The sequence below is a fragment of the Pseudomonas sp. MF08817 genome, assembly GCF_059862705.1.
In genome coordinates this window covers 79956-98190 of the sequence record NZ_JCBCUY010000024.1, presented here as the reverse complement: position 1 = coordinate 98190, position 18235 = coordinate 79956, and the positions used below count along the sequence as shown (strand labels likewise).

At 64.3% G+C, this 18235-nt stretch carries 16 protein-coding genes and 1 pseudogene; 12 read left to right on the top strand and 5 right to left on the bottom strand.

All coding sequences use genetic code 11. The features are described 5' to 3' along the window. From AC19YR_RS16230 to pgi, 11 genes and pseudogenes are all read left to right on the top strand, one after another. A pseudogene (locus AC19YR_RS16230) lies at nucleotides 1–179 on the top strand (acetyl-CoA C-acetyltransferase); the annotation flags it as partial. A 57-nt stretch (nucleotides 180–236) separates the two neighbouring features. Beyond that, nucleotides 237–1133 carry a tRNA glutamyl-Q(34) synthetase GluQRS gene (gene gluQRS, locus AC19YR_RS16225; protein WP_095109520.1) on the top strand — a complete coding sequence of 299 codons (897 nt, stop codon included), beginning with the start codon at nucleotides 237–239 and terminating at the stop codon, nucleotides 1131–1133. Between the two features lie 77 nt (nucleotides 1134–1210). Next, on the top strand, nucleotides 1211–1387 hold the full coding sequence (locus AC19YR_RS16220) for a hypothetical protein (protein ID WP_003176118.1): 177 nt from the start codon (nucleotides 1211–1213) through the stop codon (nucleotides 1385–1387). Beyond that, a complete protein-coding gene (locus AC19YR_RS16215; protein ID WP_176465116.1) occupies nucleotides 1371–4325 on the top strand; it encodes a sensor histidine kinase in 2955 nt (984 codons plus the stop codon). Before AC19YR_RS16220 ends, AC19YR_RS16215 begins: the two co-directional genes overlap by 17 nt. A 22-nt stretch (nucleotides 4326–4347) precedes the next feature. Next, on the top strand, nucleotides 4348–5781 hold the full coding sequence (locus AC19YR_RS16210; RefSeq protein ID WP_095109522.1) for a sigma-54-dependent transcriptional regulator: 1434 nt from the start codon (nucleotides 4348–4350) through the stop codon (nucleotides 5779–5781). Between the two features lie 720 nt (nucleotides 5782–6501). Then, nucleotides 6502–7893: a polynucleotide adenylyltransferase PcnB gene (locus AC19YR_RS16205; RefSeq protein WP_095109523.1), complete on the top strand. Its 1392-nt coding sequence runs from the start codon at nucleotides 6502–6504 to the stop codon at nucleotides 7891–7893. A 4-nt stretch (nucleotides 7894–7897) separates the two neighbouring features. Then, entirely contained in the window at nucleotides 7898–8374 is a 477-nt protein-coding gene (folK, locus tag AC19YR_RS16200) for a 2-amino-4-hydroxy-6-hydroxymethyldihydropteridine diphosphokinase (protein WP_500599233.1), read from the top strand. A gap of 247 nt (nucleotides 8375–8621) precedes the next feature. Next, nucleotides 8622–9422: a 3-methyl-2-oxobutanoate hydroxymethyltransferase gene (panB, locus tag AC19YR_RS16195; protein ID WP_095109525.1), complete on the top strand. Its 801-nt coding sequence runs from the start codon at nucleotides 8622–8624 to the stop codon at nucleotides 9420–9422. Next, nucleotides 9419–10273: a pantoate--beta-alanine ligase gene (gene panC, locus AC19YR_RS16190; RefSeq protein WP_500599232.1), complete on the top strand. Its 855-nt coding sequence runs from the start codon at nucleotides 9419–9421 to the stop codon at nucleotides 10271–10273. Before panB ends, panC begins: the two co-directional genes overlap by 4 nt. Nucleotides 10274–10414: 141 nt before the next feature. Further along, entirely contained in the window at nucleotides 10415–10795 is a 381-nt protein-coding gene (panD, locus tag AC19YR_RS16185; protein ID WP_003228271.1) for an aspartate 1-decarboxylase, read from the top strand. Nucleotides 10796–11032: 237 nt separating this feature from the next. Beyond that, nucleotides 11033–12697 carry a glucose-6-phosphate isomerase gene (gene pgi / locus AC19YR_RS16180; protein WP_500599231.1) on the top strand — a complete coding sequence of 555 codons (1665 nt, stop codon included), beginning with the start codon at nucleotides 11033–11035 and terminating at the stop codon, nucleotides 12695–12697. 138 nt (nucleotides 12698–12835) lie between these two features. Here the strand turns inward: pgi and AC19YR_RS16175 are convergent, their stop codons facing one another. The 5 genes from AC19YR_RS16175 to pbpC all read right to left on the bottom strand — a co-directional run bounded on the left by AC19YR_RS16175 (nucleotide 12836) and on the right by pbpC (nucleotide 17577). Beyond that, nucleotides 12836–13396: a DUF4136 domain-containing protein gene (locus AC19YR_RS16175; protein ID WP_095109528.1), complete on the bottom strand. Its 561-nt coding sequence runs from the start codon at nucleotides 13394–13396 to the stop codon at nucleotides 12836–12838. A gap of 41 nt (nucleotides 13397–13437) precedes the next feature. Next, complete coding sequence (locus AC19YR_RS16170; RefSeq protein WP_500599230.1) at nucleotides 13438–14046, bottom strand: DUF4136 domain-containing protein; 609 nt, start codon at nucleotides 14044–14046, stop codon at nucleotides 13438–13440. 22 nt (nucleotides 14047–14068) lie between these two features. Continuing rightward, complete coding sequence (locus tag AC19YR_RS16165; protein WP_500599229.1) at nucleotides 14069–14818, bottom strand: methyltransferase domain-containing protein; 750 nt, start codon at nucleotides 14816–14818, stop codon at nucleotides 14069–14071. Next, nucleotides 14815–15120: a MazG-like family protein gene (locus AC19YR_RS16160; protein WP_095109531.1), complete on the bottom strand. Its 306-nt coding sequence runs from the start codon at nucleotides 15118–15120 to the stop codon at nucleotides 14815–14817. Before AC19YR_RS16160 ends, AC19YR_RS16165 begins: the two co-directional genes overlap by 4 nt. Nucleotides 15121–15264: 144 nt before the next feature. Then, a complete protein-coding gene (pbpC, locus tag AC19YR_RS16155; protein ID WP_500599240.1) occupies nucleotides 15265–17577 on the bottom strand; it encodes a peptidoglycan glycosyltransferase PbpC in 2313 nt (770 codons plus the stop codon). Nucleotides 17578–17798: 221 nt separating this feature from the next. On the opposite strand from pbpC, the gene AC19YR_RS16150 reads away from it, so the two are divergent. Beyond that, nucleotides 17799–18092, top strand: a complete 294-nt coding sequence (locus tag AC19YR_RS16150) for a hypothetical protein (protein ID WP_095109532.1) — start codon at nucleotides 17799–17801, stop codon at nucleotides 18090–18092. The last annotated feature ends 143 nt before the right edge of the window (nucleotides 18093–18235 follow it).

Genomic DNA, 18235 nt, shown 5'->3' with positions numbered 1-18235 from the left:
ACGCGGCCAAGGTCAACGTCAACGGCGGCGCCATTGCGCTGGGCCACCCGATTGGCGCTTCGGGCTGCCGCGTGCTGGTGAGCCTGCTGCACGAAATGCTCAAGCGCGACGCCAAAAAGGGCCTGGCCACCCTGTGCATCGGCGGCGGCCAAGGCGTGGCGCTGGCGATCGAGCGCTGATCGGCGGCACGCACACCAGGCTCCATTTGGGCGGCAGACCACGTAATATCGCCGCCCATGACTGCTATCAATTCCCCCTCGTACATTGGCCGTTTCGCCCCCACGCCCAGCGGCCACCTCCATTTCGGCTCGCTGGTCGCGGCCCTGGCCTCTTACCTCGACGCCCGCAGCGTGGGCGGGCGCTGGCTGCTGCGCATGGAAGACCTCGACCCGCCCCGGGAAGAACCCGGCGCCCAGGCTGCGATCCTCCACGCCCTGGAAAGCTACGGCTTTGAATGGGACGGCGCGATGGTGCGCCAGAGCGAGCGCCACGACGCCTACGCCCAGGTGCTCGATCGCCTGTTCCAGCAAGGGCTGGCCTACGCCTGCACCTGTTCGCGCAAGCAATTGGAGCCCTATGCCGGGATCTACCCTGGCCTGTGTCGCAACCTGGGCCACGCCCGCGAAGGCGCGGCCATCCGTCTGCGGGTGCCGGAGCTGGAATACCACTTTGAGGACCGCGTGCAAGGCCCGTTCCGCCAGCACCTGGGGCGCGAGGTCGGGGATTTCATCATCCGCCGCCGCGACGGGCTCTACGCCTATCAACTGGCGGTGGTGCTGGACGACGCCTGGCAAGGGGTTACCGACATCGTGCGCGGCGCCGACCTGCTGGACTCCACCCCGCGCCAGCTATACCTGCAAGAGCTGCTGGGCCTGGCGCAGCCGCGCTATCTGCACGTGCCACTCATCACCCAACCCGACGGGCACAAACTGGGCAAGTCGTATCGCTCACCGCCGCTGACCCGCGACCAGGCCACGCCTTTGCTGCTGCGCGCCCTGCGGGCCCTGGGGCAGAACCCCGGCACCGACCTGGGCGATGCCAGCCCCGGCGAGTTACTGGCCTGGGGCACACGGCACTGGAACGCCGCACTGATCCCGCGCACCCCGGCGCTGCCCGAAGCGCAATTACGTTGACGGTGCTTGCAGCCGGGCGCCCATCCGTTACCATCGCCGCACGATTTCGGGCACGCGCATAAGAAAGAGAGGCCAGGATGTACATCTATCGTTTGGTCCTGCTCCTGGTAGTGGGGATCTATCTGTTCTCCCCGGCCATCATGGATTGGTGGATCGACGCCACGGGCGCCTGGTATCGCCCTTATCTGCTCTGGTTGATCCTGATTGTCGTGACCTTCATTTTGCAGAGCCAGAAAGATGCCGATGAGCTTTAGCCTGACCCAGATGATCCTGATTAGCGCCGCGTACCTGGCGGTGCTTTTCGGTGTGGCCTGGATCAGCGAACGCGGCATGATCCCGCGCTCGATCATCCGCCACCCGCTGACCTACACCCTGTCGCTGGGGGTTTACGCCAGTGCCTGGGCGTTCTACGGCACGGTGGGGCTGGCCTACCAGTACGGCTATGGCTTCCTGTCCAGTTACCTGGGGGTGTCGGGAGCGTTTTTGCTGGCGCCGGTGCTGCTGTACCCGATCCTGAAAATCACCCGCACCTATCAGTTGTCGTCGTTGGCCGACCTGTTCGCGTTCCGCTTTCGCAGCACCTGGGCCGGGGCGCTGACCACCCTCATCATGCTCATTGGCGTGCTGCCGCTGTTGGCCTTGCAGATCCAGGCCGTGGCCGACTCCATTGGCATCCTCACCCGCGAGCCGGTGCAACACCGCGTGGCCCTGAGCTTTTGCGCGCTGATTATTTTGTTCACGATTTTCTTCGGCTCGCGGCACATCGCCACCCGGGAAAAACACGAAGGCCTGGTGTTCGCGATTGCCTTTGAGTCAGTCATCAAGTTGATCGCCATCGGCGGCGTCGGCCTCTATGCCCTGTACGGCGTGTTCGACGGCCCGCAGCAACTGGAGCTGTGGCTGCTGCAAAACCAGACCGCCCTCGCCGCCCTGCACACGCCGTTGCAAGAAGGCCCGTGGCGCACCTTGCTGCTGGTGTTTTTCGCCTCGGCCATCGTGATGCCGCACATGTACCACATGACCTTCACCGAGAACCTCAACCCCCGTTCGCTGGTGAGCGCAAGCTGGGGCCTGCCGCTGTTTTTGCTGCTGATGAGCCTGGCGGTGCCGCTGATCCTGTGGGCGGGGCTGAAGCTGGGGGCCACCACCAACCCGGAGTACTTCACCTTAGGGATAGGCATCGCCGCCAACAGCAAGGCCCTGGCCCTGCTGGCCTACATCGGCGGGCTGTCGGCGGCCAGCGGCCTGATTATCGTCACCACCCTGGCGCTGTCGGGCATGGCCCTCAACCACCTGGTGCTGCCGCTGTACCAGCCGCCCGCCGAGGGCAATATCTACCGCTGGCTGAAGTGGACGCGCCGGGCGCTGATCGTCGCGATCATCATGGCCGGCTACGGCTTCTACCTGATGCTGGGCGCCGAGCAAGACCTGGCCAACCTGGGCATCGTCGCCTTCGTCGCCACCTTGCAGTTCCTGCCGGGGGTGTTGTCGGTGCTGTACTGGCCCACCGCCAACCGCCGCGGTTTCATCGCCGGGCTCCTGGCCGGGACGCTGGTGTGGATGGTGACCATGCTGCTGCCGCTGATCGGCAACTTGCAGGGCTTCTATATACCCATCCTGAACATGATCTACGTGCTGGACGACACCAGTTGGCATATGGCGGCCATCGCGTCCCTGGCGGCCAACGTGCTGATGTTCACCCTGATCTCCCTGTTCACCAACGCCAGCGCCGAAGAGGCCAGCGCCGCCGAAGCCTGCGCGGTGGACAACGTGCGCCGCCCGCAACGGCGCGAATTGCACGCCGCCTCGCCTCAGGAATTCGCCACCCAACTGGCCAAGCCGTTGGGCGCCAAGGCCGCGCAAAAGGAAGTCGAGCAAGCGCTGCGCGACCTCTACCTGCCCTTCGACGAGCGCCGCCCCTATGCACTGCGGCGCCTGCGCGACCGCATCGAGGCCAACCTGTCCGGGTTGATGGGGCCGAGCGTGGCCCAGGACATGGTCGAAACCTTCCTGCCGTACAAGGCCGGCGGCGAAAACTACGTCACTGAAGACATCCACTTCATCGAAAGCCGTTTAGAGGACTACCACTCGCGCCTCACCGGCCTGGCCGCCGAACTCGATGCCCTGCGCCGCTATCACCGCCAGACCCTGCAAGAGCTGCCCATGGGCGTCTGCTCCCTGGCCAAGGACCAGGAAATCCTCATGTGGAACAAAGCCATGGAAGAGCTGACCGGCATCGCCGCCCAGCGCGTGGTGGGTTCGCGCCTGAGTACCCTGAGCGACCCGTGGCGGCAATTGCTGCAAGGTTTCATCGACCTGCCCGACGAGCACTTGCACAAGCAACACCTGGCCCTCGACGGCCAAACCCGTTGGCTGAACCTGCACAAAGCCGCCATCGACGAGCCCCTGGCACCGGGCAACAGCGGCCTGGTGCTACTGGTCGAAGACCTCACCGACACGCAGATGCTCGAAGACAAACTGGTGCACTCCGAACGCCTGGCCAGCATCGGCCGGCTCGCGGCGGGGGTGGCCCACGAAATCGGCAACCCGATCACCGGCATCGCCTGCCTGGCGCAGAACCTGCGCGAAGAGCGCGAGGACGACAGCGAGCTGACGGAAATCAGCGGGCAGATCCTCGAACAGACCAAGCGCGTCTCGCGCATCGTGCAGTCGCTGATGAGCTTTGCCCACGCCGGTGGCCACCAGCACAGCGACGAACCGGTGTGCCTGGCCGAAGTGGCCCAAGACGCCATTGGCCTGCTGGCCCTGAACCGGCGCAATTTCGAAGTGCAGTTCTACAACCTGTGCGACCCCGAGCATTGGGTCTGCGGCGACCCGCAACGCCTGGCCCAGGTGCTTATCAACCTGCTGTCCAACGCCCGCGACGCCTCGCAACCGGGCAATGCCGTGCGGGTCAAGAGCGAAGCCAGCGAGCACACGGTCGACCTGATCGTGGAAGACGAAGGCAGCGGTATTCCCAAGAACATCGTCGACCGTTTGTTCGAACCCTTCTTTACCACCAAGGATCCTGGCGAGGGCACCGGTCTGGGCCTTGCTCTGGTCTATTCAATCGTTGAAGAGCATTATGGACAAATCACCATCGACAGCCCGGCTGACCTTGAAAGCCAACGCGGCACCCGTATTCGGGTAACCCTGCCACGTCATGTCGAAGCGACGTCCGCTGTGAACTGAGACCGTCGAGAGAATCGAATCAATGCCGCATATTTTGATCGTCGAAGACGAAACCATTATCCGCTCCGCCCTACGCCGCCTGCTGGAACGCAACCAGTACCAGGTCAGCGAGGCGGGTTCCGTGCAGGAAGCACAAGAACGATTCAGCATTCCCACCTTTGACCTGATCGTCAGTGACCTGCGCCTGCCGGGCGCCCCGGGCACCGAGCTGATAAAACTGGGCCAGGGCACCCCCGTGCTCATCATGACCAGCTATGCCAGCCTGCGCTCGGCGGTGGACTCGATGAAGATGGGCGCGGTGGACTACATCGCCAAGCCCTTCGACCATGACGAAATGCTCCAGGCCGTGGCGCGCATCCTGCGTGACCGCCAGTCGGCCCAGGCCAGCGGCGAAAAACCCGCCGGCAAGGCAGCCGCCGGCGGCGACAAGCCAGGCCCGGACAACAGCAACGGCGAGATCGGCATCATCGGCTCCTGCCCGCCGATGCAGGACCTCTACGTGAAGATCCGCAAAGTCGCGCCCACCGACTCCAATGTGCTGATCCAGGGCGAGTCCGGCACCGGCAAAGAGCTGGTGGCCCGTGCCCTGCACAACCTGTCGCGGCGCGCCAAGGCACCGATGATTTCGGTCAACTGCGCGGCCATCCCGGAAAGCCTGATCGAGTCCGAGCTGTTCGGCCACGAAAAAGGCGCGTTCACCGGCGCCAGCGCCGGGCGCGCGGGCCTGGTGGAAGCGGCGGACGGCGGCACGCTGTTCCTCGACGAAATCGGCGAACTGCCCCTCGAAGCCCAGGCCCGCTTGCTACGCGTGTTGCAGGAAGGGGAAATCCGCCGCGTCGGCTCGGTGCAGTCGCAAAAGGTCGATGTGCGCCTGATCGCCGCGACCCACCGCGACCTCAAGAGCCTGGCCAAGGTCGGCCAGTTCCGCGAAGACCTCTATTACCGCCTGCACGTGATTGCCCTGAAACTGCCCGCCCTGCGCGAGCGTGGCAGCGACGTCAACGAAATCGCCAGCGCCTTCCTGGCGCGCCAGAGCGCGCGGGTCAACCGCACCGACCTCACGTTTGCCCCAGACGCCGAGCAGGCGATCCGCCATTACTCCTGGCCGGGCAACGTGCGCGAACTGGAAAACGCCGTGGAACGCGCGGTGATCCTGTGCGAAAACCCGGAAATCAGTGCCGAACTGCTGGGCATCGACATCGAACTCAGCGACCTGGAAGACGACGACTTCATCGGCTTGGCACCACAACAGGGCAGCGCCAACACCACCAGCCACGAACCCACCGAAGACCTGTCCCTGGAAGACTACTTCCAGCATTTCGTCCTGGAGCACCAGGACCACATGACCGAGACAGAGCTGGCGCGCAAACTGGGGGTCAGCCGTAAATGCCTGTGGGAACGCCGCCAGCGCCTGGGTATTCCGCGGCGCAAGACGGGTGTGGCCAGCGAGAGCTGATCGGCGTCGCCAGGGGCGTGCGTTACAGGTAACGATGTGAAAAAACTGTTACCCGTTAACTTTCACGTAACAAAAACCGGGGCTTACGGTAACGAAGCCCCGGTTTTTTTGGGCCATGAAAAACCATCGACACCCAGCCAACCCCTTGTTTCATTGGGCTTTGCAAAAGTTGGCACGGCACCTGCTATGTATTCAGTACAAGAACAATAACAAGCAATGCACACGACAATAAAAATAAGACGAATCGACTCACGCACAATAAAAACAAGACGGCGAGAGGCGCAGCTAACTGATTCTTTTGGAGAGGCGTTGTATTTGGGGCTTGCCCCACAACCAGGCCGAGAACAATAAAAACTGTCCTAAGACAGAGCCTGAACTGGTTGGATCAATCGAGATCATTGCAACACAGCGATCAAAGCAATCCGTTTGCTCTTGACTCCCGATTGGGAGTGTCACAACGGTCAACAGCCTTGTGGCAAGGGCACTCAACAAAAACAAGAAGCCCGAAACCAATAATAAAAACAGAGCATGCAACTACTTCTTGGGGAGCTTCGGCTCCCCTTGTAGTTTCCGTAATTGCGCATTTCCCTTGCAGTTTGCCGCTTAAAACACGTGGCTGCTCCAGTCTCCTACACCATCCCCCGACTAAATGCTAGAATCCCCGCCCATCATGCGGTCATTCTTCGTTATGGCCGAACATTCCTTCAAACAGTGCATCCCATGCTGAAGAAGCTGTTCCAGTCATTCCGTTCTCCCCTGCGTCGCACACAGCACCTGCGTAGCACCCCTGAAGTGCTCAACAGCAGCCAACATTCGCTGCAAAAGGCGCAATTCAGCCGTTATGCGGTGAACATCGTCGAACGCCTGCAAAACGCCGGTTACCAGGCCTACCTGGTGGGTGGTTGCGTGCGCGACATGCTGCTCAACATCACCCCCAAAGACTTCGACGTCGCCACCAGCGCCACGCCCGAACAGGTCAAGGCCGAGTTTCGTAACGCGCGCATCATTGGCCGTCGGTTCAAATTGGTGCATATCCACTTTGGCCGCGAAATCATTGAAGTAGCGACCTTTCGCGCCAACCACCCGCAAGCCGATGAAGAGGAAGACAGCAACCAGTCCTCACGCAATGAAAGCGGGCGCATCCTGCGCGACAACGTCTACGGCACCCTGGAAGAAGACGCGCAACGCCGCGACTTCACCATCAATGCCCTGTACTACGACCCGGTCAGCGAGCGCATTCTCGATTACGCCAATGGCGTACACGACATCCGCAACCACCTGGTGCGCCTGATTGGCGACCCGCGCCAGCGCTACCAGGAAGACCCGGTACGCATGCTGCGGGCCGTGCGTTTCGCCGCCAAGCTCAATTTCGGCATCGAGAAGCACACCGCAGCGCCTATCCGCGACCTGGCGCCGATGCTGCGCGAAATCCCGTCGGCGCGCCTGTTCGAAGAAGTGCTCAAGCTGTTCCTGTCCGGCCACGCCGCCGACACCTTCGAGATGCTGGTCGACCTGCAACTGTTCGACCCGCTATTCCCGGCCAGTGCCGAGGCGCTGGAGCACAACCCGACCTACACCCACACGCTGATAAGCGAAGCGCTGATTAACACCGACCTGCGTATCAAGCAGAACAAACCGGTGACCCCAGCCTTCCTGTTCGCCGCCCTGCTCTGGCCGGCCCTGCCCGCCCGAGTGCTGCGCCTGCAAAGCCGCGGCATGCCGCCGATCCCGGCGATGCAGGAAGCCGCCCACGAGCTGATCGCCGAGCAATGCCAGCGCATCGCCATCCCCAAGCGCTTCACCCTGCCCATCCGCGAGATCTGGGACATGCAGGAACGCCTGCCCCGGCGCAGCGGCAAACGCGCCGACCTGCTGCTGGATAACCCGCGTTTCCGCGCTGGCTACGACTTTCTCCTGCTGCGCGAAAGCGCCGGCGAGCAGACCGATGGCCTGGGCGAATGGTGGACCGACTACCAGGACAGCAACGACAGCGAGCGCCGCGAGATGATTCGCGAGCTCAGCGGCAAGGACGACGGCACCGGCGCTGCCCCCCGCAAACGTCGGCGCAGTAGCGGCAGCAAGCGTAAACGCGCCGCCGGCGCCGACGACTAAACCGATGGAACGCATCTATATAGGCCTGGGCAGCAACCTGGCCGCCCCGGCCGAACAACTGCGCCACGCCCTCGAGGCCATGGCGCACCTGCCCCAGACCCGCCTCGTCGGCACGTCCGCGTTCTATCAAAGCGACTCCCTGCTCCCCGGCCAACCGCGCTACACCAACGCGGTCGCGGCGCTGGACAGCAGCCTTGAGCCGCTGCAACTGCTGGACGCGCTGCAAGCCATCGAAAACGACCAGGGCCGCGAACGCCTGGAACGCTGGGGCCCGCGCACCCTGGACCTGGATATCCTGCTGTTCGGCGATCGCCTGATCGACGAGCCGCGTCTCAAAGTCCCCCACTACCAAGTGCACCTGCGGGCATTTGTCCTCTATCCATTGGCGGAATTGGCACCCGCTGACTTGCGCCTGGCCGACGGCCGCATGCTCAAGGACTTGCTGGCCGATTGCCCGTTTGTCGGCCTCGAACGCCTGTAGCCTCGCTGTTTTATTGCTGAAACGCATCAGTAACAGGGGTAACACCGCAGACGTAACAACGCGGTAACACATCCAATTGACTTACCGAGTTCTCCTCACGACTATAGGCGTCCCGCTGCCGCCAACCCGGCGCTGAAGGGCGCAATCCAGGCCTTATAAGCACGACAACAGACCGTGCGCCTGTATAAACGAAGCATCACGCGCGTTACTCGCAGTAGTTTCCCGGCGCCTGAACGAGGACTTTTTCATGCCAGACACCACCCTGACCACCCTGCAAGGCCTCAAGCAAAAGGGCGAGAAAATCGCCATGTTGACCTGCTATGACGCCACGTTCGCCCAGGCCTGCTGCCAGGCTGGCGTGGATGTGCTGCTGGTCGGCGATTCCCTGGGCATGGTGTTGCAAGGCCATGACAGCACGCTGCCCGTCACCAACGCGGAGTTGGCTTACCACGTCGCGTGCGTCAAACGCGGCAACCAGGGCGCGATGATCGTCGCCGACCTGCCCTTCATGGCCTATGCCACCATCGAACAGGCCCTGCACAACAGCGGCCAACTGATGCAGGCCGGCGCCCACATGGTCAAGCTCGAAGGCGCCGCCTGGCTGGCCGAGCCCATCCGCCTGCTGGCCGAACGCGGCGTGCCGGTGTGCGCACACCTGGGCCTGACCCCGCAATCGGTCAACGTGCTGGGCGGCTATAAAGTGCAGGGGCGCAACGAAGCCCAGGCGCGGCAGATGCGCGCCGATGCCATTGCCCTGGAACAGGCCGGTGCGGCGATGATTTTGCTGGAATGCGTGCCGAGCGAACTGGCCGAAGAAATTTCCCACGCGGTAAAAGTGCCGGTGATCGGCATTGGCGCCGGCAGCGGCACCGACGGCCAAGTGCTGGTGATCCACGACATGCTCGGCCTGGCCCTGACCGGCCGCTCGCCCAAATTCGTGAAGAACTTCATGCAAGGCCAAGCCAGCATCCAGGATGCCTTGAGCGCCTACGTCAAGGAAGTCAAAGCTGTGACCTTCCCCGCCACCGAACACGGGTTTAGCGCATGAACATGGTCAGAACCGTGCGTGAACTGCGCGCCGCCGTCGCCCGCGCTCGCAGCGAAGGCAAACGCATTGGCCTGGTGCCCACCATGGGCAACCTGCACAGCGGCCACGCGGCGCTGGTCACCAAGGCCGCCCAACGCGTCGATTTCGTAGTGGCGAGCATTTTCGTCAACCCACTGCAATTCGGCGCTGGCGAAGACCTGGACAAGTACCCGCGCACCCTCGCCGCCGACCAGGAAACCCTGGTGCAGGCCGGGTGCCACCTGCTGTTCGCGCCCACAGTCGAGGAAATGTACCCCGACGGCATGGCCGGGCAGACCCGCGTCAGCGTTCCGCAACTGTCCGAAGGCCTGTGCGGTGCCAGCCGCCCCGGGCATTTCGAGGGGGTGGCGACGGTGGTCAGCAAGCTGTTCAACATGGTCCAGCCGGACCTGGCGATTTTCGGCCAGAAAGACTTCCAGCAACTGGCCGTGATCCGCGCTCTGGTGCATGACCTCAACCTGCCGATCCAGATCATCGGCGAGCCCACCGTGCGCGCCGAAGACGGCTTGGCGCTGTCCTCGCGCAACGGTTACCTGAGCGCCGAACAACGGGCCATCGCCCCAGCGCTGTATCGCAGCCTGAGCCAGATCGGCGCGGCCATCGAGCAGGGCGAACGCGACTACCCGGCGTTGCTGGCCGAGCAGAGCCGCGTACTGCAAGCCGCGGGTTTTCGTCCCGATTACCTGGAAATCCGCCACGCCCTGACCCTGCGCCCGGCCACCGGCGAAGACCGCGACCTAGTGATCCTGGCCGCCGCGTACCTGGGCGCGACACGGTTGATCGACAACTTGCATGTGAATCTGGATGCCTGAGGGGCATCCCCTGTGGGAGCACACAGGCCCTCCTCACCAGGGCCTGGTGCCGCCAAAATGCCCTCGCAGACAGCAATTGCTCCCCCTTCCCGCTTCGGGCAAACTGCGCGCCGATTCGGGGTTCTGACCAAGGAAACACTCATGCACGCCATCATGCTCAAGGCCAAGTTGCATCGCGCCGAAGTCACCCACGCCGTGCTGGATTACGAAGGCTCCTGCGCCATTGATGGCGAGTGGCTGGACCTGTCCGGCATCCGTGAATACGAACAGATCCAGATCTACAACGTCGACAACGGCGAACGCTTCACCACCTACGCGATCCGTGGCGAAGAAGGCTCGCGCATGATTTCGGTCAACGGCGCGGCGGCCCACAAGGCCAAGGTCGGCGACCGCGTCATCATCTGCGCCTACGCCCACTACAGCGAAGCCGAGTTGCTCAATTTCAAGCCACGCATGCTGTACATGGCGCCGGGCAACGAACTGAGCCACACCAGCAACGCCATCCCGGTCCAGGTCGCCTGAACCTTCGCGCAGCCCTGCGCACCCGCCCCGCCGGCAGCCAACCTGCCGGCGCCGGCCGTTGAAAATAGCCTCCGACAAAATCAAGACAGCTCCAGGCACAAGGTTTATGGTATTGGCCTTGCGCCAGTAAGCCCTGGTGGCGCAGCTTGACCGGATTTGTCTTGTACCGAACAGGACGTTCCGGGCCGTTCAGTGTCCAAAAGCCAGTCCAAGTTCAAGTTAAGGAACCCCGCAGCGATGGCGTACTACCGCACTCCCCATGACGTGACCGCTCTGCCTGCCTGGCAGGCGTTGAATGACCACCGCCAGGCCATGCAGGATTTCAGCATGCGCGAGGCGTTCAACAGCGATCCTCAGCGCTTTAGCCAGTTCACCCTGAGCAGCTGCGGGCTTTTGCTCGACTATTCGAAAAACCTGATTACCACCCAAACCCGCGAGCGCCTGGTGACCCTGGCCAACGAGGTCAAGCTCAAGGACGCCATCAAGGCGCTGTTCGACGGCGAAATCGTCAACTCCTCCGAAGGCCGCCCGGCGCTGCACACCGCCCTACGCCGCCCGGTGGGCGACAAGTTGTCGGTCAATGGCGTCAACGTCATGCCCGACGTGCACAAGGTGCTCAACCAGATCACCGAACTGGTGGGCCGCATCCACGATGGCCTGTGGCGCGGCTACACCGAAAAGCCAATCACCGACGTCGTCAACATCGGCATCGGTGGCTCGTTCCTCGGCCCGGAGCTGGTGTCTGAGGCATTGTTGTCCTACGCCCAGAAAGGCGTGCGCTGCCACTACCTGGCGAACATCGACGGCAGTGAGTTCCATGAACTGGCGCAGAAAATCCGCGCTGAAACGACGCTGTTCATCGTTTCGTCGAAATCCTTCAACACCCTCGAAACCCTGAAAAACGCCCAGGCCGCGCGCGCCTGGTACCTGGCCCAGGGCGGTTCCGAGGCAGAGCTGTACAAACACTTCATCGCGGTGTCGAGCAACAACGCCGCGGCCGTGGCGTTCGGCATCCGTGAAGAGAACATCTTCCCGATGTGGGACTGGGTCGGTGGGCGCTACTCGCTGTGGTCGGCCATTGGCCTACCGATTGCCCTGGCCATCGGCATGTCCAACTTCAAGGAACTGCTGTCGGGTGCCTACACCATGGACCAGCATTTCCAGAACGCGCCGTTCGAGCAGAACATGCCGGTGCTGCTGGCACTGCTGGGCGTGTGGTACGGCAACTTCTGGGGCGCGCAAAGCCACGCGATCCTGCCGTACGACCACTACCTGCGCAACATCACCAAGCACTTGCAGCAACTGGACATGGAGTCCAACGGCAAGAGCGTGCGCCAGGACGGCACACCGGTGTCCACCGACACCGGGCCGGTGATCTGGGGCGGCGTCGGCTGCAACGGCCAGCACGCCTACCACCAGTTGCTGCACCAGGGCACCCAGTTGATCCCGGCCGATTTCATCGTGCCCATCGTCAGCTTCAACCCGGTGGCCGACCATCACCAGTGGCTGTACGCCAACTGCCTGTCCCAGAGCCAGGCCCTGATGCTGGGCAAGACCCGCGCCGAAGCCGAAGCCGAACTGCGCGACAAAGGCCTGAGCGAAGACGAAGTGCAGAAACTGGCGCCGCACAAAGTCATCCCCGGCAACCGCCCCAGCAACACCCTGGTGGTGGAGCGCATCAGCCCCCGTCGCCTCGGCGCGCTGGTGGCGCTGTACGAACACAAGGTCTTCGTGCAGAGCGTGATCTGGGGTATCAACGCCTTCGACCAATGGGGCGTGGAGTTGGGCAAGGAGCTGGGTAAAGGCGTCTACAACCGGTTGATCGGCAGCGAAGAAACCCCGGCCGACGATGCCTCGACCCAAGGTTTGATCGACTACTTCCGCGGGCGTCATCGCGGGTAAGCGGTCACCCTGCCACTTGCTGTGTGTGTATCTGTGGGAGCGAACCTGCTCGCGATAGCGGTTTTCAGCCAAACCATTAAGGGCTGATAGGCCGCCATCGCGAGCAGGCTCGCTCCCACAGTGTTTTTTGACTCCGCCTTACCTGGGCGGATAGTTCGCCAGAATCCGGCTCACGGTCGCGCGCACGGCGGCGCTACGGTCGGCGGGGTTCGGGGAAGTGCTGAGCAGTTGCTCGTCGCTGCCGCGCCAGACCAGTTTGCCGTCCTTGCCGTCGAGCAGGTCGATCTGCAAGGTCGCCACCTTATAGGTCACGTTGCGGGTTTCGTTGTACATCGGCGCGCCCCAGTAGCCATTCCACGGGCCGCCCCAGGCGCTGCCGCCGTAGTTAGTGGTGACTTGCTGCTGGCGGTCTTCGACGATCAGGTAGGTCTGCACGTTCAGGTCCGCCCGCGCCCCGCTCGCTGCCGGGCGCAAGCCGCGCTGGTCCAGTTGTTCGCCCACTGCCTGGCGGATGCGTTGCTCGGTCAAGTCACTCTTGATCCGCGGGTCGTCGGGGCGGTACTGCAACGCGGGTTCTTTCCAGCTCCAACTGCGATAACCGGCAAAATCGCGGCTGGCATCGAAGTCGTGGTTGACCTGGTTCGATTGGCAAGCGCTGAGCAACACGGCACAAGCCAGTACAGCGACGTAACGCAGCATGATGTTTCTCCCATGGAAGACATGAACGCAAAACCCGATGGCTAGCTGGGAGGATACGCCGCCAGGGCGTTTTCCACAGCCTGGCGCAGCGCATCGACGCGCTCGCTCAGGCTGCCCTGGCTGCTGGCCTCCGCGCTGGCGCTCCAGACCGGTTGGCCGCTGGCGCCATCGAACAGGTGGACCCGCACCACCACCACTTCCACCTCATAGGTGCGCACGATGGGCACCGTGTTGTACATGCCATAGCCGTTGCCGTAGCGGTTGTAGCCACCATAGCCGCCATAGGCGTAATCGTCGCGGACCTGGCGCAGGCGTTTTTCCAGGTGCAAGTCGGCGCTGACCGACAAATCCGCCGGGCGGTTGTCGTGCACCGGGCGCAGCCCCCGTTGGTCGAGGGCGTCGCTGACCGCTTCGGCCACTTGCGCTGAATCGGCCCAGGCACTGCTGGCGGGCAGGCGCCCGTCGCGCCAGGCCCAGTTGCGGTAGCGCCCGTAGTCGCGCACGGGCGCCGGGTAGGCGCTGCGGTCGACGGTGTTGGCCGCTTGCGCCGGCGCGGGCGGCAGGGGTTTGGAGTCGGCGACATAAGGGTTCTGGCTTTGGCAGGCGCCAAGGCTCAGGCACAACAGCAGAAGACCAGCACCGCGTTTCATCTCGCGCTCCGTTGAGGGCTGCCTAGACGGGACGGCAGACCCAGTGCAAGTAACGCCCCAACCCGGCGAACGCCGGGTGGCGCCTGTGGGCCAGTTCCATTTCGAGCAAATCGGCCAGTTCGGCGCGGGCCTGGAACTCCACCGGCATGTAGTCGTGGAACACCCGCACCCCGCTTTGGCTTTCGACCTGCCACAAGCCTTCAAGTTGCGCCGCCAGTTCACGCGGATCAAGGGGCTGTTGCGGGGTCAGGCTTTGCTTTTCGCCGGCCATGTCGTTCTTGCGCATCTTGCGAAAATGCCCTTTGAGCAAGTTGCGGTAGATCAGCGCATCGCGGTTGTAGAACGCCAGGGACAACCAGCCATCGGCGCGGGTCAGTTGGTGCAGCACCGGCAGGATCGCGTGGGGTTCGGCCAGCCATTCCAGTACCGCGTGGCACAGCACCAGGTCATAGGGCTCGGTGAGTTGGCCGAGCAGGTCTTGCCACGGTGCCTGGATAAAGGTTGCGCTCTGCCCCGCCTCGGCAAAACGCTGGCGGGCGCCTGCGAGCATCGGTTCGGCCGGCTCGGCCAGGGTCACGTCATGGCCGCGCTGGGCCAGCCACAGCGACATGTGGCCCAGGCCCGCGCCGATATCCAGCACCCGCAGCGGCCGCTCGGGCAGGGTTTGGAGCAAATCCGCCTGGAGCACCGCCAGGCGAATCGCACCCTTGGCGCCGCCGTAGATTTTCTCGGCGAAGCGGGTCGCCAACTGGTCGAAATGCCGGTCGCTCATGCGCCGAACCGCCGTTCGCTGTCGGCCAGTTTGCTGCGTACCACGTCGTTCATGTCCAACCCCAGCTCGCTGCACAGCAGCAATAGATACAGCACGATGTCGCCCACTTCCTGGCCGGCGTGGGCCAGTTTGTCGGCGGGCAGTTGGCGCGATTGGTCTTCGCTGAGCCACTGGAAGATTTCCACCAGCTCGGCCATTTCCACGCTGGCAGCCATGGCCAGGTTTTTCGGGCTGTGGAAGGGCCGCCAATCGTTGCGATCACGGATGGCGTGCAGGCGTTGGGTGAGTTCTACAAGGTTCATCGGGTTCTCCTCAAGGCGCATAGCTTCGGGGGGTTGGGGTTGGGAAGCAACTGGTGGGTGGCTGGCGCGCGATTTGCGGTGGGTTCATCGCGAGCAGGCTCGCTCCCACAGGCCGATAACCGGCCCGCGATGGCGGCCTAACACTCAGTCCACCACATTGAACTCCACCCGTGCCGTCTGCCCGCCTTCGTCGAGCACGCTCAGTTGATAGCGCCCCACGTCGCCGAAAGTGGCGTTGATGCTGTCCTGGTGGGCGCTATCGCCCAGGGGCGCGCCGTTGACGAACCACCAGCGCCGGCCGTTGCCGCCCAGGGCCGAGAGTTTCAGGCGCAGCCGCTCTTGGCTGGCAGCCGGGCGGCGCAGTTGGTCGCCTTCGCGCACGCCGACAATCGACAGCGGTGCCGCCGCCGACAGCAGCGGCCCGGGGCATTGCGGGTCGGTGGCCGGCAGGCGTGCCTCGCGGCGCTCGGCCCGGGGCAGCCAGGGTTCCAGCGGCGCCGGCCACAGCGCTACCTCGCGGGCCACGGCGCCGGGGCACTTGGCGTCCACCCGCAGGCCCTTGTCGTTGACCCAGATGGTTTCCAGCAGGCCCACGCCCAGCGGTTGGTCCAGCGCCTGCAAGGTGGGCGGCGTGGTGCCGTCCAACGTCCAGGCAAAGCGCTGGCGACGGCAATTGGGGTCGCTGCGGCTCAGCGGTTGGCCCAGGGGCCAGCAGATCGCCGCTACGCCGACATTAAGCGGCACCGCTTGCACCGGGGCGCTGATGCCACGCTGGCTGTCGCGGTTAATCAGCACGTCGTGCACTTGCAGCATCAACGGCGCCGCCGAGGCCAGGCCGAATTGCCCGGGCACCGGCGTGCCGTCGGGGCGGCCGATCCACACACCGATCAGGTAACGCGGGCCCACGCCCAGGGCCCAGGCGTCGCGAAAGCCGTAGCTGGTGCCGGTTTTCCAGGCCAGCACCGGGCGTTGCACCAGTTCGGCGCGCGGGTCGCGGTCGGGGCGGGCCTGGCCGCTGAGGATGCGCCGCACGATCCACGCCGCCCCCGGCGACAGCAGCGGCCGCTCGCGCAACTCATCGTCCGGTTGCAGGCGAATGGCCGCGCTCTTGCCGCCCCGGGCGAAGGCGCTGTAGCCGCTGACCAGGTCTTCCAGGCGACTGCCCGCGCCGCCGAGGATCAGCGACAGGTTCGGCTCGGCCAGGGCTGGCAGTGCCAGGGGCATGCCGCCGATGCGCATCTGCGCGGCAAAGCGCTTGGGCCCGTAGGCTTCGAGCAATTGCACGGCGGGCAGGTTGAGGGAGGTGGACAGCGCGCTGCTGGCCGGCACCGGGCCGCTGAAGCCCATGGAGAAGTTGCCGGGGCGGTAATCGCCGTAACGCCGGGGCACGTCCTGCAACAGCGACTCGGAATGGATCAGGCCCTCGTCCAGGGCCATACCGTAAAGGAACGGCTTGAGGGTCGAGCCCGGCGAGCGCAGGGCGCTAATCATGTCGACATGGCCGAAGCGGCGGGCGTCGTTGATGTCCACGGAGCCCAGGTAGGCGCACACCGCCATGGTCTGCGCCTCGACCACCAGAATCGCCGCCGACGTGTGCTCCGGCAGCCGCGCGCGCCAGCCCAGCAGCAGGTCTTCGAGGCGCCGCTGCAAGGTGGCATCGAGGGTGGTGCGGATCAGCGGTGGGCTGTCGGCGCGGTTCAGGCGCCGCGCCAGCAGAGGCGCCAGGCTCGGCTCCAGGCGCGGGGCCAGCAGCAACGGTTCTTCCAGGGCCTCATCCACCGCCGGTTGCGGCCAAATACCGAACTCGGCCAGGCGCCGCAGCACTTTGTCCCGCGCCACCTGGGCCCGCGCCGGGTGGCGATCGGGGCGCAAGCGGCTCGGCGCCTGGGGCAACACCGCCAGCAACGCGGCTTCGGCGTGGGTCAGGTGCAGCGGCGATTTACCCAAGTACGCCCAACTGGCGGCCGCCACGCCTTGCAGGGTGCCGCCGAATGGCGCGCGGTTGAGGTACAGCGCGAGGATCTGGTCCTTGGACAGGTGCCACTCCAACTGCGCGGTGCGCCACAACTGGCGCAACTTGCCGTGCCAGGTCCGCGAATGGGGGTCGAGCAGGCGCGCCACCTGCATCGACAGAGTGCTGCCGCCCGACACCACGCGCCCACCCACCAGGTTCTGCCACGCGGCACGGCCCAGCGCCAGCGGGTTGACCCCAGGGTGGCGGTAGAACCAGCGGTCTTCGTAGGTCAGCAGGGCATCGAGGTAGTACGGCGACACTTGGTCGGTGGCCACCGGGTAGCGCCACACGCCGTTGGCATCGGCAAACCGCCACAACGGCGTGCCATCCTCGGCCAGCACCACGCGGGCGAGGTCATCCTGGGGCAGCGGCAAGGGCCAGAGGCGGTCGGCCAGCCAAAGCAGGGCGAGCAGCAGCAACAGCGTGGCCGCCGCCCAGGGCAAAAACCCCAATAGACGCCGCCCTTTCTGAGGCAGCGGCTCCTCTTTACTGGCTGTGGCGCCGCTATCGCGGGCAAGCCCGCTCCCACAACGGGTTGGCTGCACAGCAGGGGGTTGCAGGCTCATGCGCGCAAGGCCATGGTGCTTGCGGAACTCGGCGCCGGTATCCGCGGCCCAAGGTTCAGGTCCGGCATTGCCGCCCACTTTTTCATCAGGATGCACATATGCAGGTAGAAAGCTTTTTCGAGTGGCTCGGCCAGGCGCTGGGCGCGGTGATCCGGTTTATCGTCGATGGGTTGAGCGGGTTGTTCAATGCACTGACTCACGCGGGCGGCAATTTTGTCGAAGGGCTGTCGCAGACGCTGGGCATGGACACCTCAATCATCAGCATCCTGGCCCTGATCGTGGGCCTGATGCTGCTGTATTCGGCGATCCGCGCCTTTATGCGCGCCTCCATCATCATGGGGATCATCTGGCTGCTGCTGGGGTTGTGGCTGTTGAGCTGGGTTATTCATTGAGCGATGGCTGTAGTTGTAGCAAGCGGGCTCGCCCGCGCTGGAGTGTGTAGCGCTCCTGAATCGGTACTCAATGAGCGCCGATTACGACAGCGTCGCGGGCGAGCCCGCTTACTACACGATCACTCTCGCGGGCAAGCCCACTC